This is a genomic window from Variovorax sp. (genome assembly GCF_035634955.1).
GTDB lineage: Bacteria > Pseudomonadota > Gammaproteobacteria > Burkholderiales > Burkholderiaceae_C > Variovorax.
Map to the genome: position 1 here is coordinate 76,005 of NZ_DASQBZ010000010.1, position 16,907 is coordinate 92,911.

At 65.7% G+C, this 16,907-nt stretch carries 10 protein-coding genes; 9 read left to right on the top strand and 1 reads right to left on the bottom strand.

Annotated features, from left to right (window positions below):
• Nucleotides 1-143: 143 nt before the first annotated feature.
• The 3 genes from aceE to lpdA (VES41_RS04350) are packed head-to-tail and all read left to right on the top strand — an operon-like array spanning nt 144 to nt 6,415.
• Nucleotides 144-2,870 carry a pyruvate dehydrogenase (acetyl-transferring), homodimeric type gene (gene aceE, locus VES41_RS04340; RefSeq protein WP_324813458.1) on the top strand — a complete coding sequence of 909 codons (2,727 nt, stop codon included), beginning with the start codon at nt 144-146 and terminating at the stop codon, nt 2,868-2,870.
• Nucleotides 2,871-2,920: 50 nt separating this feature from the next.
• On the top strand, nt 2,921-4,588 hold the full coding sequence (gene aceF / locus VES41_RS04345; protein WP_324813461.1) for a dihydrolipoyllysine-residue acetyltransferase: 1,668 nt from the start codon (nt 2,921-2,923) through the stop codon (nt 4,586-4,588).
• Between the two features lie 9 nt (nt 4,589-4,597).
• A complete protein-coding gene (lpdA, locus tag VES41_RS04350) occupies nt 4,598-6,415 on the top strand; it encodes a dihydrolipoyl dehydrogenase (RefSeq protein ID WP_324813464.1) in 1,818 nt (605 codons plus the stop codon).
• Between the two features lie 66 nt (nt 6,416-6,481).
• Here lpdA (VES41_RS04350) and VES41_RS04355 read toward each other — a convergent pair whose 3' ends face one another.
• A complete protein-coding gene (locus VES41_RS04355; protein ID WP_324813610.1) occupies nt 6,482-7,054 on the bottom strand; it encodes a C40 family peptidase in 573 nt (190 codons plus the stop codon).
• A 166-nt stretch (nt 7,055-7,220) separates the two neighbouring features.
• Here VES41_RS04355 and VES41_RS04360 point away from each other — a divergent pair, with 166 nt between their 5' ends.
• The 6 genes from VES41_RS04360 to lpdA (VES41_RS04385) all read left to right on the top strand — a co-directional run bounded on the left by VES41_RS04360 (nt 7,221) and on the right by lpdA (VES41_RS04385) (nt 16,901).
• Complete coding sequence (locus VES41_RS04360; RefSeq protein WP_324813467.1) at nt 7,221-8,369, top strand: PQQ-dependent sugar dehydrogenase; 1,149 nt, start codon at nt 7,221-7,223, stop codon at nt 8,367-8,369.
• Nucleotides 8,370-8,493: 124 nt separating this feature from the next.
• Nucleotides 8,494-9,102: an isochorismatase family protein gene (locus VES41_RS04365; protein WP_324813470.1), complete on the top strand. Its 609-nt coding sequence runs from the start codon at nt 8,494-8,496 to the stop codon at nt 9,100-9,102.
• A gap of 40 nt (nt 9,103-9,142) precedes the next feature.
• Nucleotides 9,143-11,056: a propionate--CoA ligase gene (locus VES41_RS04370; RefSeq protein WP_324813472.1), complete on the top strand. Its 1,914-nt coding sequence runs from the start codon at nt 9,143-9,145 to the stop codon at nt 11,054-11,056.
• Between the two features lie 179 nt (nt 11,057-11,235).
• Nucleotides 11,236-14,121 carry a 2-oxoglutarate dehydrogenase E1 component gene (locus VES41_RS04375; protein WP_324813474.1) on the top strand — a complete coding sequence of 962 codons (2,886 nt, stop codon included), beginning with the start codon at nt 11,236-11,238 and terminating at the stop codon, nt 14,119-14,121.
• A 55-nt stretch (nt 14,122-14,176) separates the two neighbouring features.
• Nucleotides 14,177-15,454, top strand: coding sequence for a 2-oxoglutarate dehydrogenase complex dihydrolipoyllysine-residue succinyltransferase (odhB, locus tag VES41_RS04380; protein WP_324813476.1), 1,278 nt, complete (start codon nt 14,177-14,179; stop codon nt 15,452-15,454).
• A gap of 16 nt (nt 15,455-15,470) precedes the next feature.
• Nucleotides 15,471-16,901, top strand: a complete 1,431-nt coding sequence (lpdA, locus tag VES41_RS04385) for a dihydrolipoyl dehydrogenase (protein WP_324813478.1) — start codon at nt 15,471-15,473, stop codon at nt 16,899-16,901.
• The last annotated feature ends 6 nt before the right edge of the window (nt 16,902-16,907 follow it).

Here is a 16,907-nt window from a genome sequence, read left to right on the forward strand (position 1 = left end):
CGGCCATCGGCCTTTCCATTGAGTTGAATTTCATATTGTGGATTGAAAAAGCACTATTTGAAATTGGCTTTTTTTGTGGGAAACTCCCGCGCAACTTCAACCGGGCACTAAATTAGAGCCACATCCATCAAGGAGACAAAAGCATGTCGGCAAACCCCGAGAACGTCGGCGCGGCAGCCAATGACGCGGATGCCCAGGAAACCCGCGAATGGATGGACGCCCTGTCCGCCGTGATTCAGTCCGAGGGCAGGGACCGCGCCCACTTCCTCCTGGAGCAGCTGCTCGAGCATGCCCGGCAGAACAGCATCGACAAGCCTTTCTCGGCCAATACCGCCTACGTCAACACGATCGAGGCGGACCAGGAAGAGCGCTCGCCGGGCAACTTCGAGATCGAGGAGCGGCTGCGCTCCTACATGCGATGGAACGCGATGGCGATGGTGGTCAGGGCCAACCGCCACCACCCGCCCGAAGGCGGTGACCTGGGCGGCCACATCGGGTCGTTTGCGTCGCTGGCCACGATGTTCGGTGCCGGGTTCAACCACTTCTGGCACGCCGAAAGCGAGAAGCACGGTGGCGACTGCCTGTATATCCAGGGTCACGTCTCGCCCGGCATCTACGCCCGCGCCTACCTCGAAGGTCGCCTGACCGAGGAGCAGCTGGTCAATTTCCGCCAGGAAGTTGGCGGCCAGGGCTTGTCGAGCTATCCGCACCCCAAGCTGATGCCGGACTTCTGGCAGTTCCCGACGGTCTCGATGGGCCTGGGGCCCCTGATGGCCATCTACCAGGCCCGTTTCCTCAAGTACCTGCACGCCCGCGGCATTGCCGACACGGCCAACCGCAAGGTCTGGGTCTTCTGCGGCGACGGCGAGATGGACGAGGTGGAATCGCTCGGTGCCATCAGCCTGGCTGCACGCGAGCGGCTGGACAACCTCGTGTTCGTCATCAATTGCAACCTGCAACGCCTTGACGGCCCGGTGCGCGGCAACGGCAAGATCATCCAGGAACTCGAAGGCGAGTTCCGCGGCTCCGGCTGGAACGTCATCAAGCTGGTGTGGGGCAGCAACTGGGATCCGCTGCTTGCGCGCGACAAGGACGGCGCGCTGCGCAAGATCATGATGGAGACCAACGACGGCGACTACCAGGCCTTCAAGGCCAACGACGGCGCCTATGTTCGCAAGCATTTCTTCGGCCGCGATCCCCGCACCGCCAAGATGGTCGAGAACATGAGCGACGACGAGATCTGGCAGCTGCGGCGCGGCGGCCACGACGCGCAGAAGGTGTATGCCGCCTTCCATGCCGCGGTCAGCCACAAGGGCCAGCCCACGGTGCTGCTCATCAAGACCGTCAAGGGCTTCGGCATGGGCAAGATCGGCGAGGGCAAGAACACCGTCCACCAGACGAAGAAGCTCGGCGACGAGGACATCAAGGCCTTCCGCGACCGCTTCAACATCCCGATCCCCGACAGCCAGATCGCCGACCTGCCGTTCTACAAGCCGGCCGACGACACGCCGGAGATGAAGTACCTGCACGAGCGTCGCAAGGCTTTGGGCGGCTACTTGCCGCAGCGCCGGACCAAGGCCGACGAGAGCTTCACCGTGCCGTCGCTCGAGACCTTCAAGGCCGTGCTGGAGCCCACCGCCGAGGGACGCGAGATCTCGACCACCCAGGCCTACGTTCGCTTCCTGACGCAACTCCTGCGTGACAAGGCGCTGGGGCCGCGCGTGGTGCCGATCCTGGTGGACGAGGCGCGTACCTTCGGCATGGAAGGGCTGTTCCGCCAGGTGGGCATCTACAACCCCGATGGCCAGCAGTACACCCCGGTCGACAAGGACCAGGTCATGTACTACAAGGAGGACAAGTCCGGCCAGATCCTGCAGGAAGGTATCAACGAGGCCGGCGGCATGTCCAGCTGGATTGCCGCGGCCACCAGCTACAGCACCAGCAACCGGATCATGGTGCCGTTCTACGTGTACTACTCGATGTTCGGCTTCCAGCGCGTGGGCGACCTGGCCTGGGCCGCCGGCGACATGCAGGCGCGCGGCTTCCTGCTCGGCGGTACCTCCGGGCGCACCACGCTCAACGGCGAGGGCCTGCAGCACGAGGACGGCCACAGCCACATCCTGGCGGGCACCATCCCCAACTGCGTGAGCTACGACCCGACCTTCGCGCACGAGGTGGGCGTGATCCTGCATCACGGCCTCAAGCGCATGGTCGAGAAGCAGGACAACGTCTACTACTACCTGACCCTGCTCAACGAGAACTACCCCATGCCGGGCCTGCAGCCTGGCACCGAGGAGCAGATCATCAAGGGCATGTACATCTGCAAGCAGGCCCCCGAGATCAAGGCCAAGGGTGCCAAGGGCAAGGCGGCGCCGGTGGTCGACCTGCTGGGCAGCGGCACCATCCTGCGCGAAGCCTTCCACGCGCAGGAACTGCTCGAGCAGGACTGGGGCGTTGCCGCCCGCATCTGGAGCTGCCCGAGCTTCAACGAGCTCGCCCGCGACGGCGCCGACTGCGAGCGCTGGAACCTCCTGCATCCGACCGAGGCACCGCGCGTGCCCTTCGTGGCCCAGCAGTTGGGCGAGGGCGGTCCGGTGATCGCGTCGACCGACTACATGAAGAACTACGCCGACCAGATCCGCGCCTTCGTTCCCAAGGGCCGCAATTTCAAGGTGCTGGGCACCGACGGGTTCGGCCGTAGCGACTTTCGCAGCAAGCTGCGTGAGCATTTCGAGGTCAACCGTCACTTCATCGTCGTGGCCGCGCTCAAGGCCCTGGCCGAGGACGGCGCGCTGCCGGTGGACAAGGTGACCGACGCCATCAAGAAATACGGCATCGACATCGAAAAGATCAATCCGCTCTACGCGTAAGAAGGCGTTCGCTCAACAACCAACAATCGCCTTCAGGGCGGGAGACAGTTATGGCATTGATGGAAGTCAAGGTCCCGGACATCGGGGACTTCGACGACGTGGCCGTCATCGAAGTGCTGGTCAAGGCAGGTGACACGATTGCAGTCGACCAGTCGCTCATCACGGTCGAGTCCGACAAGGCCTCGATGGAAATTCCTTCCACCGCCGCAGGCGTGGTGAAGGAGCTCAAGGTCGACGTCGGCAGCAAGGTGCGCGAAGGCAGCGTTGTGCTGCTGCTCGAGGGTGAGGGCGAGGGCGCCGCGCCCGCGCCCGCCGCATCGGCGCCGCCACCGGCGGCGGCGCCTTCTCCAGCACCGGCCCCGGCACCTGAAGCCGCCGCCGCGCCCGCCCCGGCTGCCGGCGGTTCGCTCGAGGTCAAGTTGCCCGACATCGGGGACTTCAAGGACGTCGCGGTGATCGAGGTGCTGATCAAGCCGGGCGACAGCGTGGCGGCGGAGCAATCGCTGATCACCGTCGAGTCGGACAAGGCCTCGATGGAGATCCCGTCGCCGGCGGCCGGCACGGTCAAGACGGTGGCGGTGAAGGTGGGCGACAAGCTCAACATCGGCGACCTGGTCGCCGTGCTGGAAGGCGCCGCCTCGGCAGCGCCGGCGGCGGCGCCGGCGACAGCGGCGTCCCCTGTTTCGGCTTCGGCCCCGGCCACCACGGCAAGCGCGGCAAGCGCGCCTGCCGCAGCGCCCGCGCCGGCCACCGCGCCGCCGCATGACCCGACCGTGGCGCCGAGCGGGCAACTGCCGCATGCCTCGCCTTCGGTGCGCAAGTTCGCCCGCGAGCTTGGCGTGCCGCTGGACGAGGTCAAGGGCACCGGCCCGAAGGGCCGCATCACGCAGGAAGACATCCAGAACTTCACCCGCGCCGTGATGAGCGGCGCGGCGACGACGAAGGCCGGAGCCGGCGCAAGCCAGGCCGCCGGCGGCGGCGCCGGCCTGGACCTGCTGCCGTGGCCCAAGGTCGACTTCGCCAAGTTCGGCGACGTCGAGCGCAAGGAGCTGTCGCGCATCAAGAAGATCAGCGGTGCCAACCTGCACCGCAACTGGGTGATGATCCCGCACGTCACGAACAACGACGAGGCCGACATCACAGAGCTGGAAGCCTTCCGCGTCTCGACCAACAAGGAGAACGAGAAGTCCGGCGTCAAGGTGACGATGCTGGCCTTCGTCATCAAGGCCGTGGTCGCTGCGCTGAAGAAGTTCCCCGAGTTCAACGCCAGCCTGGATGGCGACGCACTGGTCTACAAGCGCTACTTCAACATCGGCTTTGCAGCCGACACGCCCAACGGCCTGGTGGTGCCGGTGCTCAAGGATGCCGACAAGAAGGGCATCCTGCAGATCAGCCAGGAAATGGGCGAGCTGGCCAAGAAGGCCCGCGACGGCAAGCTCGGGTCGGCCGACATGCAGGGCGGCTGCTTCTCGATCAGCTCCCTGGGTGGCATCGGCGGTACGCATTTCACGCCGATCATCAACGCGCCCGAGGTGGCCATCCTGGGGCTGTCCAAGAGCGCCATGAAGCCGGTGTGGGACGGCAAGCAGTTCGTTCCCCGGCTGACCCTGCCGCTGTCGCTGTCTTATGACCACCGCGTCATCGATGGCGCCTCGGCGGCTCGCTTCAACGCCTACCTGACCCAGGTGCTGGCGGACTATCGCCGCATCCTGCTGTAAGGGGACCCCATGAGCGAACAACAGATCAAGGTTCCCGACATCGGCGACTTCGCGGAGGTGGCGGTCATCGAGGTGCTGGTGAATGTCGGCGACACCATCGTCCCCGAGCAGTCGCTGATCACCGTGGAGTCGGACAAGGCGTCGATGGAGATCCCGGCCAGCCAGGGCGGCGTGGTCAAGTCGCTGTCCGTCAAGGTCGGCGACAAGGTGCATGAGGGCTCGGTCATCCTGACGGTGGAGGCGGAGGCAGGTGCCGCTGCCGCTGTGCCGGCGTCCGCGCCTGCCGCCGCTGCGCCGGTGTCCCCTGCGCCCGCGCCCGCCAGCGCGCCGGCGGCTGCACCGCTTCCGGCGGGGAGCTATTCGGGCGGTGTCGACCATGAGTGCGACGTGCTGGTCCTGGGCGCCGGACCCGGCGGATACTCGGCCGCCTTCCGTTCTGCCGACCTGGGACTCAAGACCATCCTGGTCGAGCGCTACGCCACGCTGGGCGGCGTCTGCCTCAACGTCGGCTGCATTCCGTCGAAGGCCCTGCTGCACGTCGCCGGCGTGATGGACGAGGTCAAGCACTTCGCCGACCTGGGGGTGGACTTCGGTGCGCCCAAAATCGACCGGACCAAGCTGCTGGGCTACAAGAACAAGGTGGTGGGCAAGCTCACCGGCGGCCTCACCGCCATGGCCAAGATGCGCAAGGTGACCACCGTGCGCGGCGTCGGCGCCTTCCTGGATGCACACCACCTGGAAGTGCAGGAAAGCAGCGGCGACGGCCAGCAACTCACTGGCAAGAAGCAGGTGATTCGCTTCAGGAACTGCATCATCGCCGCCGGATCGCAGGCCGTGAGCCTGCCGTTCATGCCCAAGGACCCGCGCGTGGTCGATTCCACCGGCGCGCTGGAACTGGGCCACGAGCCCAAGCGCATGCTGATCCTCGGCGGCGGCATCATCGGGCTGGAGATGGGCACGGTGTACTCCACGCTGGGCGCACGCCTGGACGTGGTGGAAATGCTCGATGGCCTGATGACCGGCGCCGACCGGGACTTGGTCAAGGTGTGGCAGAAGATGAACGCGCCACGCTTCGACAACATCATGCTCAAGACGAAGACCGTCGGCGCCGAGGCCACGAGCGAGGGCATCCGCGTCACGTTCGAAGGCGAGCAGGCGCCCAAGGAGCCGCAGGTCTATGACCTGGTCCTGCAGGCCGTGGGACGCAGCCCGAACGGCCGGAAGATCGGCGCCGAGAAGGCCGGTGTTGCGGTGAGCGACCGTGGATTCATTCCGGTCGACATCCAGATGCGCACCAACGTGCCGAACATCTTCGCCATCGGGGACATCGTCGGGCAGCCCATGCTGGCCCACAAGGCGGTGCACGAAGGCCACGTGGCTGCCGAGGTGATCGCGGGCGAGCAACTGGGCGACAAGGCCCTCGCCAGCGCGGCGTTCCAGGCGAGGGTGATCCCGAGCGTGGCCTACACCGATCCGGAAGTCGCCTGGGTCGGATTGACCGAAGACGCGGCCAAGGCGCAGGGCATCAAGGTCAAGAAGGGGCTGTTCCCCTGGACGGCGTCAGGCCGCGCCATTGCCAACGGTCGCGACGAGGGAACGACCAAGCTGCTGTTCGATGCCGAGACGCATCGCATCGTTGGCGGCGGCATCGTGGGAACCCACGCGGGCGACCTGATCAGCGAAGTGGCGCTTGCCATCGAGCTGGGCGCTGACGAAGTGGATATCGGCAAGACAATCCACCCGCACCCGACGCTCGGCGAAAGCATCGGCATGGCCGCCGAAGCCGCGCATGGCACCTGCACGGATCTGCCGCCGCAACGGCGCTGATTCCGGGCAGTGCCAGCAACGAAAAACCCGCCGGCGGCGGGTTTTTCATTGGGGCGGGGCGCCGGCTCAGCGTGGCGCGACGGTGGCCGTGGACGCGTCGGCCGTGTCCATGCCCAGCACGCGGCGGGCGCCGTTGAAACGACGCTTCCAGTAGCTTCCTTCCAGGCTTTCGATGCGCACGGAGGCACCGGTTCGCGGTGCATGAATGAACTTCCCGTCGCCGATGTAGATGCCTACATGGCTGAAGGCGCGGCGCATGGTGTTGAAGAAGACCAGGTCGCCTGGCTTCAGGTCGGAGCGGTCGATCTTCTCGGTGGCAGCCGCCTGTTCTTCCGCCCGGCGGGGCAGCACCAAACCGAGCGTCTGGTCATATAGAGTGCGTACCAGTCCGCTGCAATCGACCCCGGTTTCGGCGGAATTGCCGCCGCGCCGGTAGGGTACGCCCAGAAATCCGACTGCCGCGGACACGAGACTGGACGTGCGGTCGCTGACCGTCTGGCGAACCTGGTCGAGTTGGGCAATCAGGCCCTGGTTGACGAGAAGGTGACCTATTTCGTCGTTGCGTTCGATTTGCGTGGGGGCGGCGAGAGCTTGACTGCAAGCCAAGACGAGGAGCGCGGGTAAGACGACAAAACGCATGACGCGTAGGATATTGATGACACCGGGTAATGTCAAACGATCTATTGTCTCAAGAAAATGATCTATCCCATTGTTCGCAAAGAAGTTTTGCAACTCTTGCGGACTTCGGAGATGTAACAGTGATCGAGGATGTTTTTAACAACTTGCATCAACTGCTTTCAAAGTAATGGCAAAGTACTCGAATATCTTCCGGGCGCTGTCTGCCGCCCTATGCCTGCTGGGCTTTGCACAAGTCGTTCTCGCGCAGGCAAAACTGCCTGCGACGGCCGTCGCCGGGCCCCGTCCGGTGGTGGTCGCCAGCGGCCTCGAGAATCCGTGGGCGGTCGCCGTCATGCCCTCGGGGCGCTTCCTGGTGACAGAGCGACTGGGGCGGATGCGGGTGGTCGATGCCGACGGCAAGGTCGGGGCGCCGCTGCCGGGTGTGCCGCAAGTCGCCATCGGCGGACAGGGGGGCTTGCTCGACGTGATCCTGGACAGCAACTTTGCCGTCAATCGGACGGTCTACTTCTGCTATTCGGAACCCGATGGCGACGGGCCGGCGAACGGCACGGCGCTGGCAAAGGCGCAACTGGCCGTGGACCGCTCCCGGCTGGAAGGCGTCCAGGTGCTGTTCAGCCAGCGGCCCAAGGTCGCCAGCCGCAACCACTTCGGTTGCCGAATCGTCGAGGCGTCGGACGGGACGCTCTACCTCACGCTCGGCGACCGCTTCAGCCGCAAGGAGGACGCCCAGAAGCTTGAAAATCACCTGGGCAAGGTGGTGCGCATCGCCAAGGACGGTAGCGTTCCGGCCGACAACCCCTTCGTCGGAAAGGCTGACGCCGCGCCGGAGATATGGACCTATGGCCACCGGAACGGGCAGGGCGCGGCGCTCGGCCCGGACGGGCGCGTGTGGATGATCGAGCACGGTCCGCAGGGCGGCGACGAACTCAATGTTCTCCAGCCCGGGCACAACTACGGCTGGCCGGTGATCACCTACGGCGAGAACTACGGCGGCGGCAAGATCGGCCAGGGCATCACGGCCCAGGACGGCATGGACCAGCCGCTTCACTATTGGGTGCCTTCGATCGCGCCGTCCGGCATGGCTTTTCTCAACAGCGACCGATATGGCAAGGCCTGGCGCGGCAACCTGTTCGTCGGCTCGCTCAAGTTCGGCTATCTCGATCGCATCGAACTACGCGGTGGCAAGGTAGTGGCGGAGCACAAGTTGCTGGAGGACGGCGGTGCACGCATCCGCGACGTGCGCCAGGGGGCCGACGGACTGCTCTACGTACTGACCGACCAGGCGGACGGCAAACTGATCAGGCTGCAGCCATAGCAATCCGCCCTCCATCGCGGGTTGGCGCGCACCCGGTCGGTGGTAGGGTCGCAGCTTTTCGCCGGGCCGCGGACAATTGCGCGTGGCCCGGTGCCTGATTTCCGCTATCCAGCCAGGTTCAAAGATGCTGCTCGACGTCGCTCAATCACAACTCGTCCTGGTCGACTACCAGGCGCGCCTGATGCCCGCCATTCACGACGCGCAGGCCGTCGTGCGCAATGCCGTGCGGCTCGGCGAACTGGCTCGGCTCATGAAGGTACCGACCTGGGGCACCGAGGAAAATCCCTCCGGCCTCGGCCCGGTGGCGCCAGAGGTCCGATCGCTGTGCCAACGGGTGCTGAGCAAGATGCATTTCAGTGCGGTAGAGGAGGGCCTGGGCGAGTGGCTGCGCCCGCCGCAGCCGCCAGCGCCGCGCGGCAATGCGCGCAGCCTGCCCCGGCATCTGCAGAAAGGCCCTGCCGAGGCGGCGCCAGCGCGCGACGCCGTCGTCATCGCGGGCTGCGAGACACACGTATGCCTGTTGCAGACTGCGCTCGACCTGATCGAGGACGAGTTCGAGGTTTGGGTGGTGACGGACGCGTGCGGCTCGCGCACCGAGCGCAATCGCGACGCGGCGTTCGACCGCCTTGCCGGCGCCGGAGCCGAACTCGTGACCACTGAAATGGTGGCCTTCGAATGGCTGCGCAGCGCCGAGCACCCGGCGTTCCGCGAAGCGCTCGCGCTCATTCGCTGACCGCGCCCCACTAAGAACGACAAGTTGGAGACACACCGAGATGAACAGCAGCTACGCCGCGTTTTACGCCCGCTCGATCGAGACCCCCGAGGCGTTCTGGTCGGAGCAGGCCGCATTGATCGATTGGCAAACGCCGCCAAAGCGGATCCTGGATGCAGATGACCCGCCGTTCGTGAAGTGGTTCGCTGGTGGCACCACGAACCTGTGCCACAACGCGGTCGACCGGCACCTGGCCCAGCGGGCCGACCAGGCTGCGCTCATCCACGTCTCGACCGAGACCGGCACCGAGCGCACCTACACCTACCGGCAGTTGCACGAGCAGGTCGTGCGGACTGCGGCCAGTCTGAAGGCGCTTGGCGTGGCCAAGGGCGATCGGGTGTTGATCTACATGCCGATGATTCCCGAAGCCGCTTTCGCCATGCTGGCCTGCGCGCGCATCGGTGCCATTCACTGCGTGGTGTTCGGTGGCTTTGCCAGCGTGGCGTTGGCGTCGCGCATCGAGGACGCCGCGCCCAAGGTCATCGTCAGCAGCGACGCTGGCTCGCGCGGCGGCAAGGTCATGGCGTACAAGCCGCTGCTCGACGAGGCGATCCGCCTGTCGGCTCACAAGCCGGAGGCTGTTCTGCTGACCGACCGCAGGCTCGCGCCCATGGCGCTCGTCGACGGCCGCGACCACCTGGCCGATGAAGTCGCGGCCGGCCTGGGCGACGTCGATGTGCCCTGTACCTGGCTTGACGCCACCGACATCAGCTACACCATCTACACGAGCGGCACCACCGGGCGGCCCAAAGGCGTGCAGCGGGACGTCGGCGGTTACGCCGTGGCACTGGCCGCGAGCATGCGGCACATCTTCGACGGGCATGCGGGCGAAACCTATTTCTGCACGAGCGACATCGGCTGGGTGGTGGGACACAGTTACATCGTCTATGGTCCGCTGCTGGCGGGCATGGCGACACTGATGTACGAAGGCCTGCCAACGCAGGGCATGGATGGCCAACCAGACGGCGGCATCTGGTGGCGCCTGATCGAGAAGTACAAGGTCTCGGTGATGTTCAGCGCGCCCACGGCCGTGCGGGTGCTCAAGAAGCAGGACCAGGCGCTCTTGCGCAAGTACGACCTGTCGAGCCTGCGCGCGTTGTTCCTGGCGGGCGAACCGCTGGACGAACCGACGGCGCGCTGGATCGGAGATGGCCTGGGCGTGCCGATCATCGACAACTATTGGCAGACCGAGTCGGGCTGGCCGATCGTCACGCTAGCCAATGGCGTGGAGCGCCAGCGAGCCAAGCTGGGCAGTCCCGGCGTGCCGATGTACGGCTTCAAGGTCAAGATCGTGCACGAGGACACCGGGGCGGAACTGACGGAACCCGGCCAGAAGGGCGTGGTCGTCATCGAAGGGCCGACGCCTCCCGGCTTCATGCAGACGATCTGGAAGGACGACGCCCGGTTCGTGGACACCTACTGGAAAAGCATCCCGGGCCGCATGGTCTATTCCACCTTCGACTGGGGCATCCGAGACGCGGACGGTTACTTCTTCATCCTCGGGCGGACCGATGACGTCATCAACGTGGCCGGCCACCGGCTCGGCACGCGCGAAATCGAGGAATGCATCGCCGGCCATGCGCAGGTGGCGGAAGTGGCCGTCGTCGGCGTCGCCGACGCTGTCAAGGGCCAGGTTGCCGTGGCCTTCGTCGTGCCAAGGGATGCGGGTGCATTGGGCGACGATACCCGTGCGATGGCGCTCGAAGGCGAAGTGATGAAGCACGTCAACGACCAGTTGGGCGCCGTCGCGCGGCCCGCCCGCGTGCGATTCGTGGCGGCGCTGCCCAAGACGCGCAGCGGCAAGCTGCTGCGCCGCGCCATCCAGGCGGTGTGCGAGCAGCGCGACCCGGGCGACCTCAGCACGATGGACGACCCGGCCAGCCTGCAGCAGATCCGTCAATCGGTTCTGGGATGAGCAGGCACGGGCGCCGGCTGGCCGGCCCTCCGGACGCTGCGAGGCGCGAAGTGGCACAATAGCGGGCTGAATTCAGGCCCTTCCAGCCACAGTTCGCATCCGCCAATCGGTTCAGCCGTGTCGCGGGAGGTTTTGCAACCAACTCATGCTCCCTGCAGGGGAGCGAAGGTCAGCGCGACATGAGCGATTCGAATCAGACGTCCGGCGCGGGCGTCTATACGGCCTATCAAGGCAACTCCTACCTCTTCGGCGGCAATGCGCCGTATGTCGAAGAGATGTACGAGAACTACCTCGCCAACCCCACCAGCGTGCCCGACAACTGGCGCGCCTACTTCGACGCGCTGCAGCACGTGCCCGCGGCCGACGGCTCCAACAGCCGCGATGTGCCGCACCAGCCGGTCATCAACGCCTTTGCCGAACTGGCCAAACAGGGCACCAAGCAGGTGGTCCAGGCGAGTGGCGCCGATTCCGAACTGGGCCGCAAGCGCACCGCCGTCCAGCAGCTGATCGCGGCCTATCGCAACGTCGGCGCCCGCTGGGCCGACCTGGACCCGCTCAAGCGGGTCGAGCGCCCCGCCATTCCCGAACTGGAGCCGTCGTTCTACGGCTTCACCGACGGTGACCTCGAGACGGTGTTCAACACGAGCAACACCTTCTTCGGCAAGGACACCATGTCTTTGCGCGACCTGCTCAACGCGCTGCGCGAGACGTACTGCGGTTCCATCGGCGCCGAGTACATGTACATCACCGACCAGAACCAGAAGCGCTGGTGGCAGCAGCGCCTGGAAAGCGCACGCACCAACCCGCAGCTGAGCACCGACGACAAGAAGCGCGTGCTCGACCGCCTTACCGCGGCAGAGGGCCTGGAGCGCTTCCTGCACACCAAGTACGTCGGCCAGAAGCGCTTCTCGCTCGAAGGCGGCGAGAGCTTCATCGTCTCGATGGACGAGCTGATCGAGCAGGCCGGCGCCCGCGGCGTCCAGGAGATCGTCATCGGCATGGCCCACCGCGGCCGGCTGAACGTGCTCGTCAACACGCTGGGCAAGATGCCCAAGGACCTGTTCGCCGAGTTCGACCACACGGCGCCCGAAGAACTTCCCTCGGGCGACGTCAAGTATCACCAGGGCTTCAGCTCGGACGTGACCACCCCTGGCGGCCCGGTCCACCTGAGCCTGGCCTTCAACCCCTCGCACCTGGAAATCGTCAACCCGGTGGTCGAGGGCTCGGTGCGCGCCCGCATGGACCGCCGCGGCGACGACGACGGCAAGCAGGTGCTTCCGGTGCTCGTGCATGGCGACGCCGCCTTTGCCGGCCAGGGCGTCGTGATGGAGACCCTGGCGCTGGCCGAAACGCGTGGCTACTACACCGGCGGTACGGTTCACATCGTCATCAACAACCAGATCGGCTTCACCACCAGCGATCCGCGCGACAGCCGCTCGACGCTGTATTGCACCGACATCGTCAAGATGATCGACGCCCCCGTGCTGCACGTGAACGGCGACGACCCCGAGGCCGTCGTGCTGGCAACCCAGCTGGCGCTGGAGTTCCGCATGGAGTTCCACAAGGACGTGGTGGTCGACATCATCTGCTTCCGCAAGCTGGGCCATAACGAGCAGGACACGCCCTCGCTCACCCAGCCGTTGATGTACAAGAAGATCGCCCAGCACCCCGGCACCCGCAAGCTGTACGCCGACAAGCTGGCCGCGCAAGGCCTGGGCGAGTCGCTGGGAGACGATATGGTCAAGGCGTACCGCGCCGCCATGGACGCCGGCAAGCACACGGTCGATCCGGTGCTGACCAACTTCAAGAGCAAGTACGCCGTCGACTGGAGCCCGTTCCTGGGCAAGAAGTGGACCGATGCCGCCGACACGGCCATCCCGACGTCCGAGTGGAAGCGGCTGGCCGAACGCATCACCACCGTGCCCGACAACTTCACGGTGCATCCGCTGGTCAAGAAGGTCCTCGACGACCGCGCGGCCATGGGCCGGGGCGAGTCCAACATCGACTGGGGCATGGGCGAGCACATGGCGTTTGCATCGCTGGTGTCCAGCGGCTATCCCGTGCGCCTGTCGGGCGAGGACAGCGGCCGCGGCACGTTCACGCACCGCCATGCCGTCCTGCACGACCAGAAGCGCGAGAAGTTCGACGTCGGCACCTACGTGCCGCTGCAGAACGTTGCCGAACATCAGGCACCGTTCGTCGTCATCGACTCCATCCTGTCGGAAGAAGCCGTGCTCGCTTACGAGTACGGCTACGCCTCGAACGACCCGAACACCCTGGTGATCTGGGAAGCGCAGTTCGGCGACTTCGTCAACGGTGCGCAAGTCGTGATCGACCAGTTCATTGCGTCGGGCGAAGTGAAGTGGGGCCGCGTCAACGGCATCACGCTGATGCTGCCGCACGGCTACGAAGGGCAAGGGCCCGAGCACAGCTCGGCACGCCTGGAGCGCTTCATGCAGCTGGCCGCGGACACCAACATGCAGATCGTGCAGCCGACCACGGCCAGCCAGATCTTCCACGTGCTGCGCCGCCAGATGGTGCGCAACCTGCGCAAGCCGCTGGTCATCATGACTCCCAAGTCGCTGCTGCGCAACAAGGACGCGACTTCTCCGCTGTCCGAGTTCACCAAGGGCGGCTTCCAGACGGTCATTCCCGACAGTGGCGACCTCAAGGCCGACAAGGTCAAGCGCGTGATCGCGTGCTCGGGCAAGGTGTACTACGACCTGGCCAAGAAGCGGGCCGAGTCCGGCCGCGACGACGTCGCCATCCTGCGCGTCGAGCAGCTGTATCCGTTCCCGCACCGCGCGTTTGCCGCCGAACTGAAGAAGTACCCCAACCTGGCCGACGTGGTGTGGTGCCAGGACGAGCCGCAGAACCAGGGTGCCTGGTTCTTCGTGCAGCACCAGATCCACGAGAACATGAGCGAAGGGCAGAAGCTGGGTTATGCCGGCCGCGCCGCTTCGGCCTCGCCGGCCGTGGGCTACTCGCACCTGCATCAGGAACAACAGAAGGCGCTGGTCGATGCCGCCTTCGCCAAGCTCAAGGGCTTCGTGCTGACCAAGTAAGAACAACCAACGCGCTGCCCCATAAGAGCAAAGCGAAGCGGAAAGAACACATCAAATGTCTATCGTAGAAGTCAAGGTTCCCCAACTGTCCGAATCCGTGGCCGAGGCCACCCTGCTGCAATGGAAGAAAAAGCCGGGTGAAGCGGTCGCCATCGACGAGATCCTGATCGAGATCGAGACCGACAAGGTCGTGCTCGAGGTGCCGGCACCGGCGGCCGGCGTGCTGTCCGAGATCGTCGAGGCCGACGGCGCCACCGTTGCGGCCGACCAGCTCATCGCCCGGATCGACACGGCGGCCAAGGCTGGTGCGGCAGCGCCGGCACCCGCTGCTGGCGCACCGGCAGCTGCCGCGGCGGCACCGGCGGCCGCAGCTCCGGCAACCTCTGCGGGCGGCGGCAAGGGCGACGTTGCCATGCCGGCGGCGGCCAAGCTGCTGGCGGACAACAACCTCACCGTGGCCGACGTATCCGGCACCGGCAAGGACGGCCGCGTCACCAAGGGTGACGTCATCTCGGCCGTGGCGCGCGGCGCGGGCACCCCCTCGGTGGCGCCTGCCGTGCAGATTCCCACCGGTGCGCCGAAGACGGCACTGCCGCAGGTGCAGGCCCCCTCGGCCAGCGCCGAGCTGGCCAATCGCCCGGAGCAGCGCGTCCCGATGAGCCGCCTGCGCGCGCGCATCGCCGAGCGCCTGCTGCAGTCCCAGTCCACCAACGCCATCCTGACCACCTTCAACGAGGTGAACATGGCGCCGGTCATGGACATGCGCAAGAAGTTCCAGGATTCGTTCACCAAGGAGCACGGCACCAAGCTCGGCTTCATGAGTTTCTTCGTGAAGGCGGCCGTGCATGCCCTCAAGAAGTACCCGGTGCTCAACGCCTCGGTCGACGGCAACGACATCGTCTACCACGGCTACTTCGACATCGGCATTGCCGTCGGCTCGCCGCGCGGCCTGGTGGTGCCGATCCTGCGCAATGCCGACCAGATGAGCTTTTCCGACATCGAGAAGAAGATCGCCGAGTTCGGCAAGAAGGCACAAGAGGGCAAGCTGGGCATCGAGGACATGACCGGCGGTACCTTCTCGATCTCCAATGGCGGAACGTTCGGCTCGATGCTGTCCACGCCGATCATCAACCCGCCGCAATCGGCCATCCTGGGCGTGCACGCCACGAAGGATCGCGCCGTCGTCGAGAACGGCCAGATCGTGGTGCGCCCGATGAACTACCTGGCCATGAGCTACGACCACCGCATCATCGACGGCCGCGAAGCCGTCCTTGGCCTCGTCGCCATGAAGGAAGCCCTGGAAGATCCGGCGCGTCTGCTGTTCGGCATCTGAGCGAGGGCGTCAACACATGAGCAACAAGCAATTCGACGTCGTCGTCATCGGTGGCGGCCCCGGCGGCTACATCGCCGCCATCCGTGCGGCGCAACTGGGCTTCTCGGTCGCCTGCATCGACGAGTGGAAGAACGAAAAGGGCGGTCCCGCCCTGGGCGGCACCTGCACCAACGTGGGATGCATTCCTTCCAAGGCGCTGCTGCAGTCGTCCGAGCACTACGAGCACGCCTCCAAGCATTTCGCGGACCATGGCATCGAGGTCAAGGGCCTGGGCCTGGACATCGGCAAGATGCTGGGGCGCAAGAACACCGTCGTCAAGCAGAACAACGACGGCATCCAGTTCCTCTTCAAGAAGAACAAGGTCAGCTTCTTCCATGGCCGCGGATCGTTCGTGAAGGCGGCCGAGGGCGGCTACGAGATCAAGGTGGCCGGCGCTGCCGAGGAGACGCTGTCGGGCAAGCAGATCGTGATCGCGACCGGCTCCAACGCCCGCGCGCTGCCTGGCGTGCCGTTCGACGAAGAGAACGTCCTGAGCAACGACGGCGCGCTGCGCATCGGCGCGGTTCCCAAGAAGCTCGCGCTGATCGGTTCCGGCGTCATCGGCCTCGAGATGGGCTCGGTCTGGCGTCGCCTGGGCGCGGACGTGACCGTGCTCGAGGCGCTCCCCGTGTTCCTCGGCGCGGTGGACGAGCAGATTGCCAAGGAAGCCAAGAAGGCTTTCGACAAGCAGGGGCTGAAGGTCGAGCTCGGCGTGAAGGTCGGCGAGATCAAGTCGACCAAGAAGGGCGTTTCCGTCGCCTACCAGAACGCCAAGGGCGAGGACCAGGCGCTGGAGGTCGACAAGCTGATCGTCTCGATCGGCCGCGTGCCCAACACCACCGGGCTGGCCGCAGAGGCGGTGGGCCTGAAGCTGGACGAGCGCGGCGCCATCGTGGTCGATGACGAGTGCAAGACCAATCTGCCTGGCGTGTGGGCCATCGGCGACGTGGTGCGCGGCCCCATGCTGGCCCACAAGGCCGAAGAAGAAGGTGTCGCGGTGGCCGAGCGCATCGCGGGCCAGCATGGCCACGTCAACTTCAACACGATCCCCTGGGTGATCTATACCAGCCCCGAGATCGCGTGGGTGGGGCGCACCGAGCAGCAGCTCAAGGCCGATGGCGTGAAGTACAAGGCCGGCACGTTCCCGTTCATGGCCAATGGCCGCGCGCGGGCCCTGGGCGACACCACCGGCATGGTGAAGTTCCTGGCCGATGCGGCCACGGACGAGATCCTGGGCGTGCACATCGTCGGTCCGATGGCCAGCGAGCTGATTTCCGAGGCGGTCGTCGCCATGGAGTTCAAGGCCAGCAGCGAGGACATCGCGCGCATCTGCCACGCGCACCCGTCCCTGAGCGAAGCGACCAAGGAAGCCGCGCTGGCGGTCGACAAGCGCACTCTGAACTTCTGACCGGCG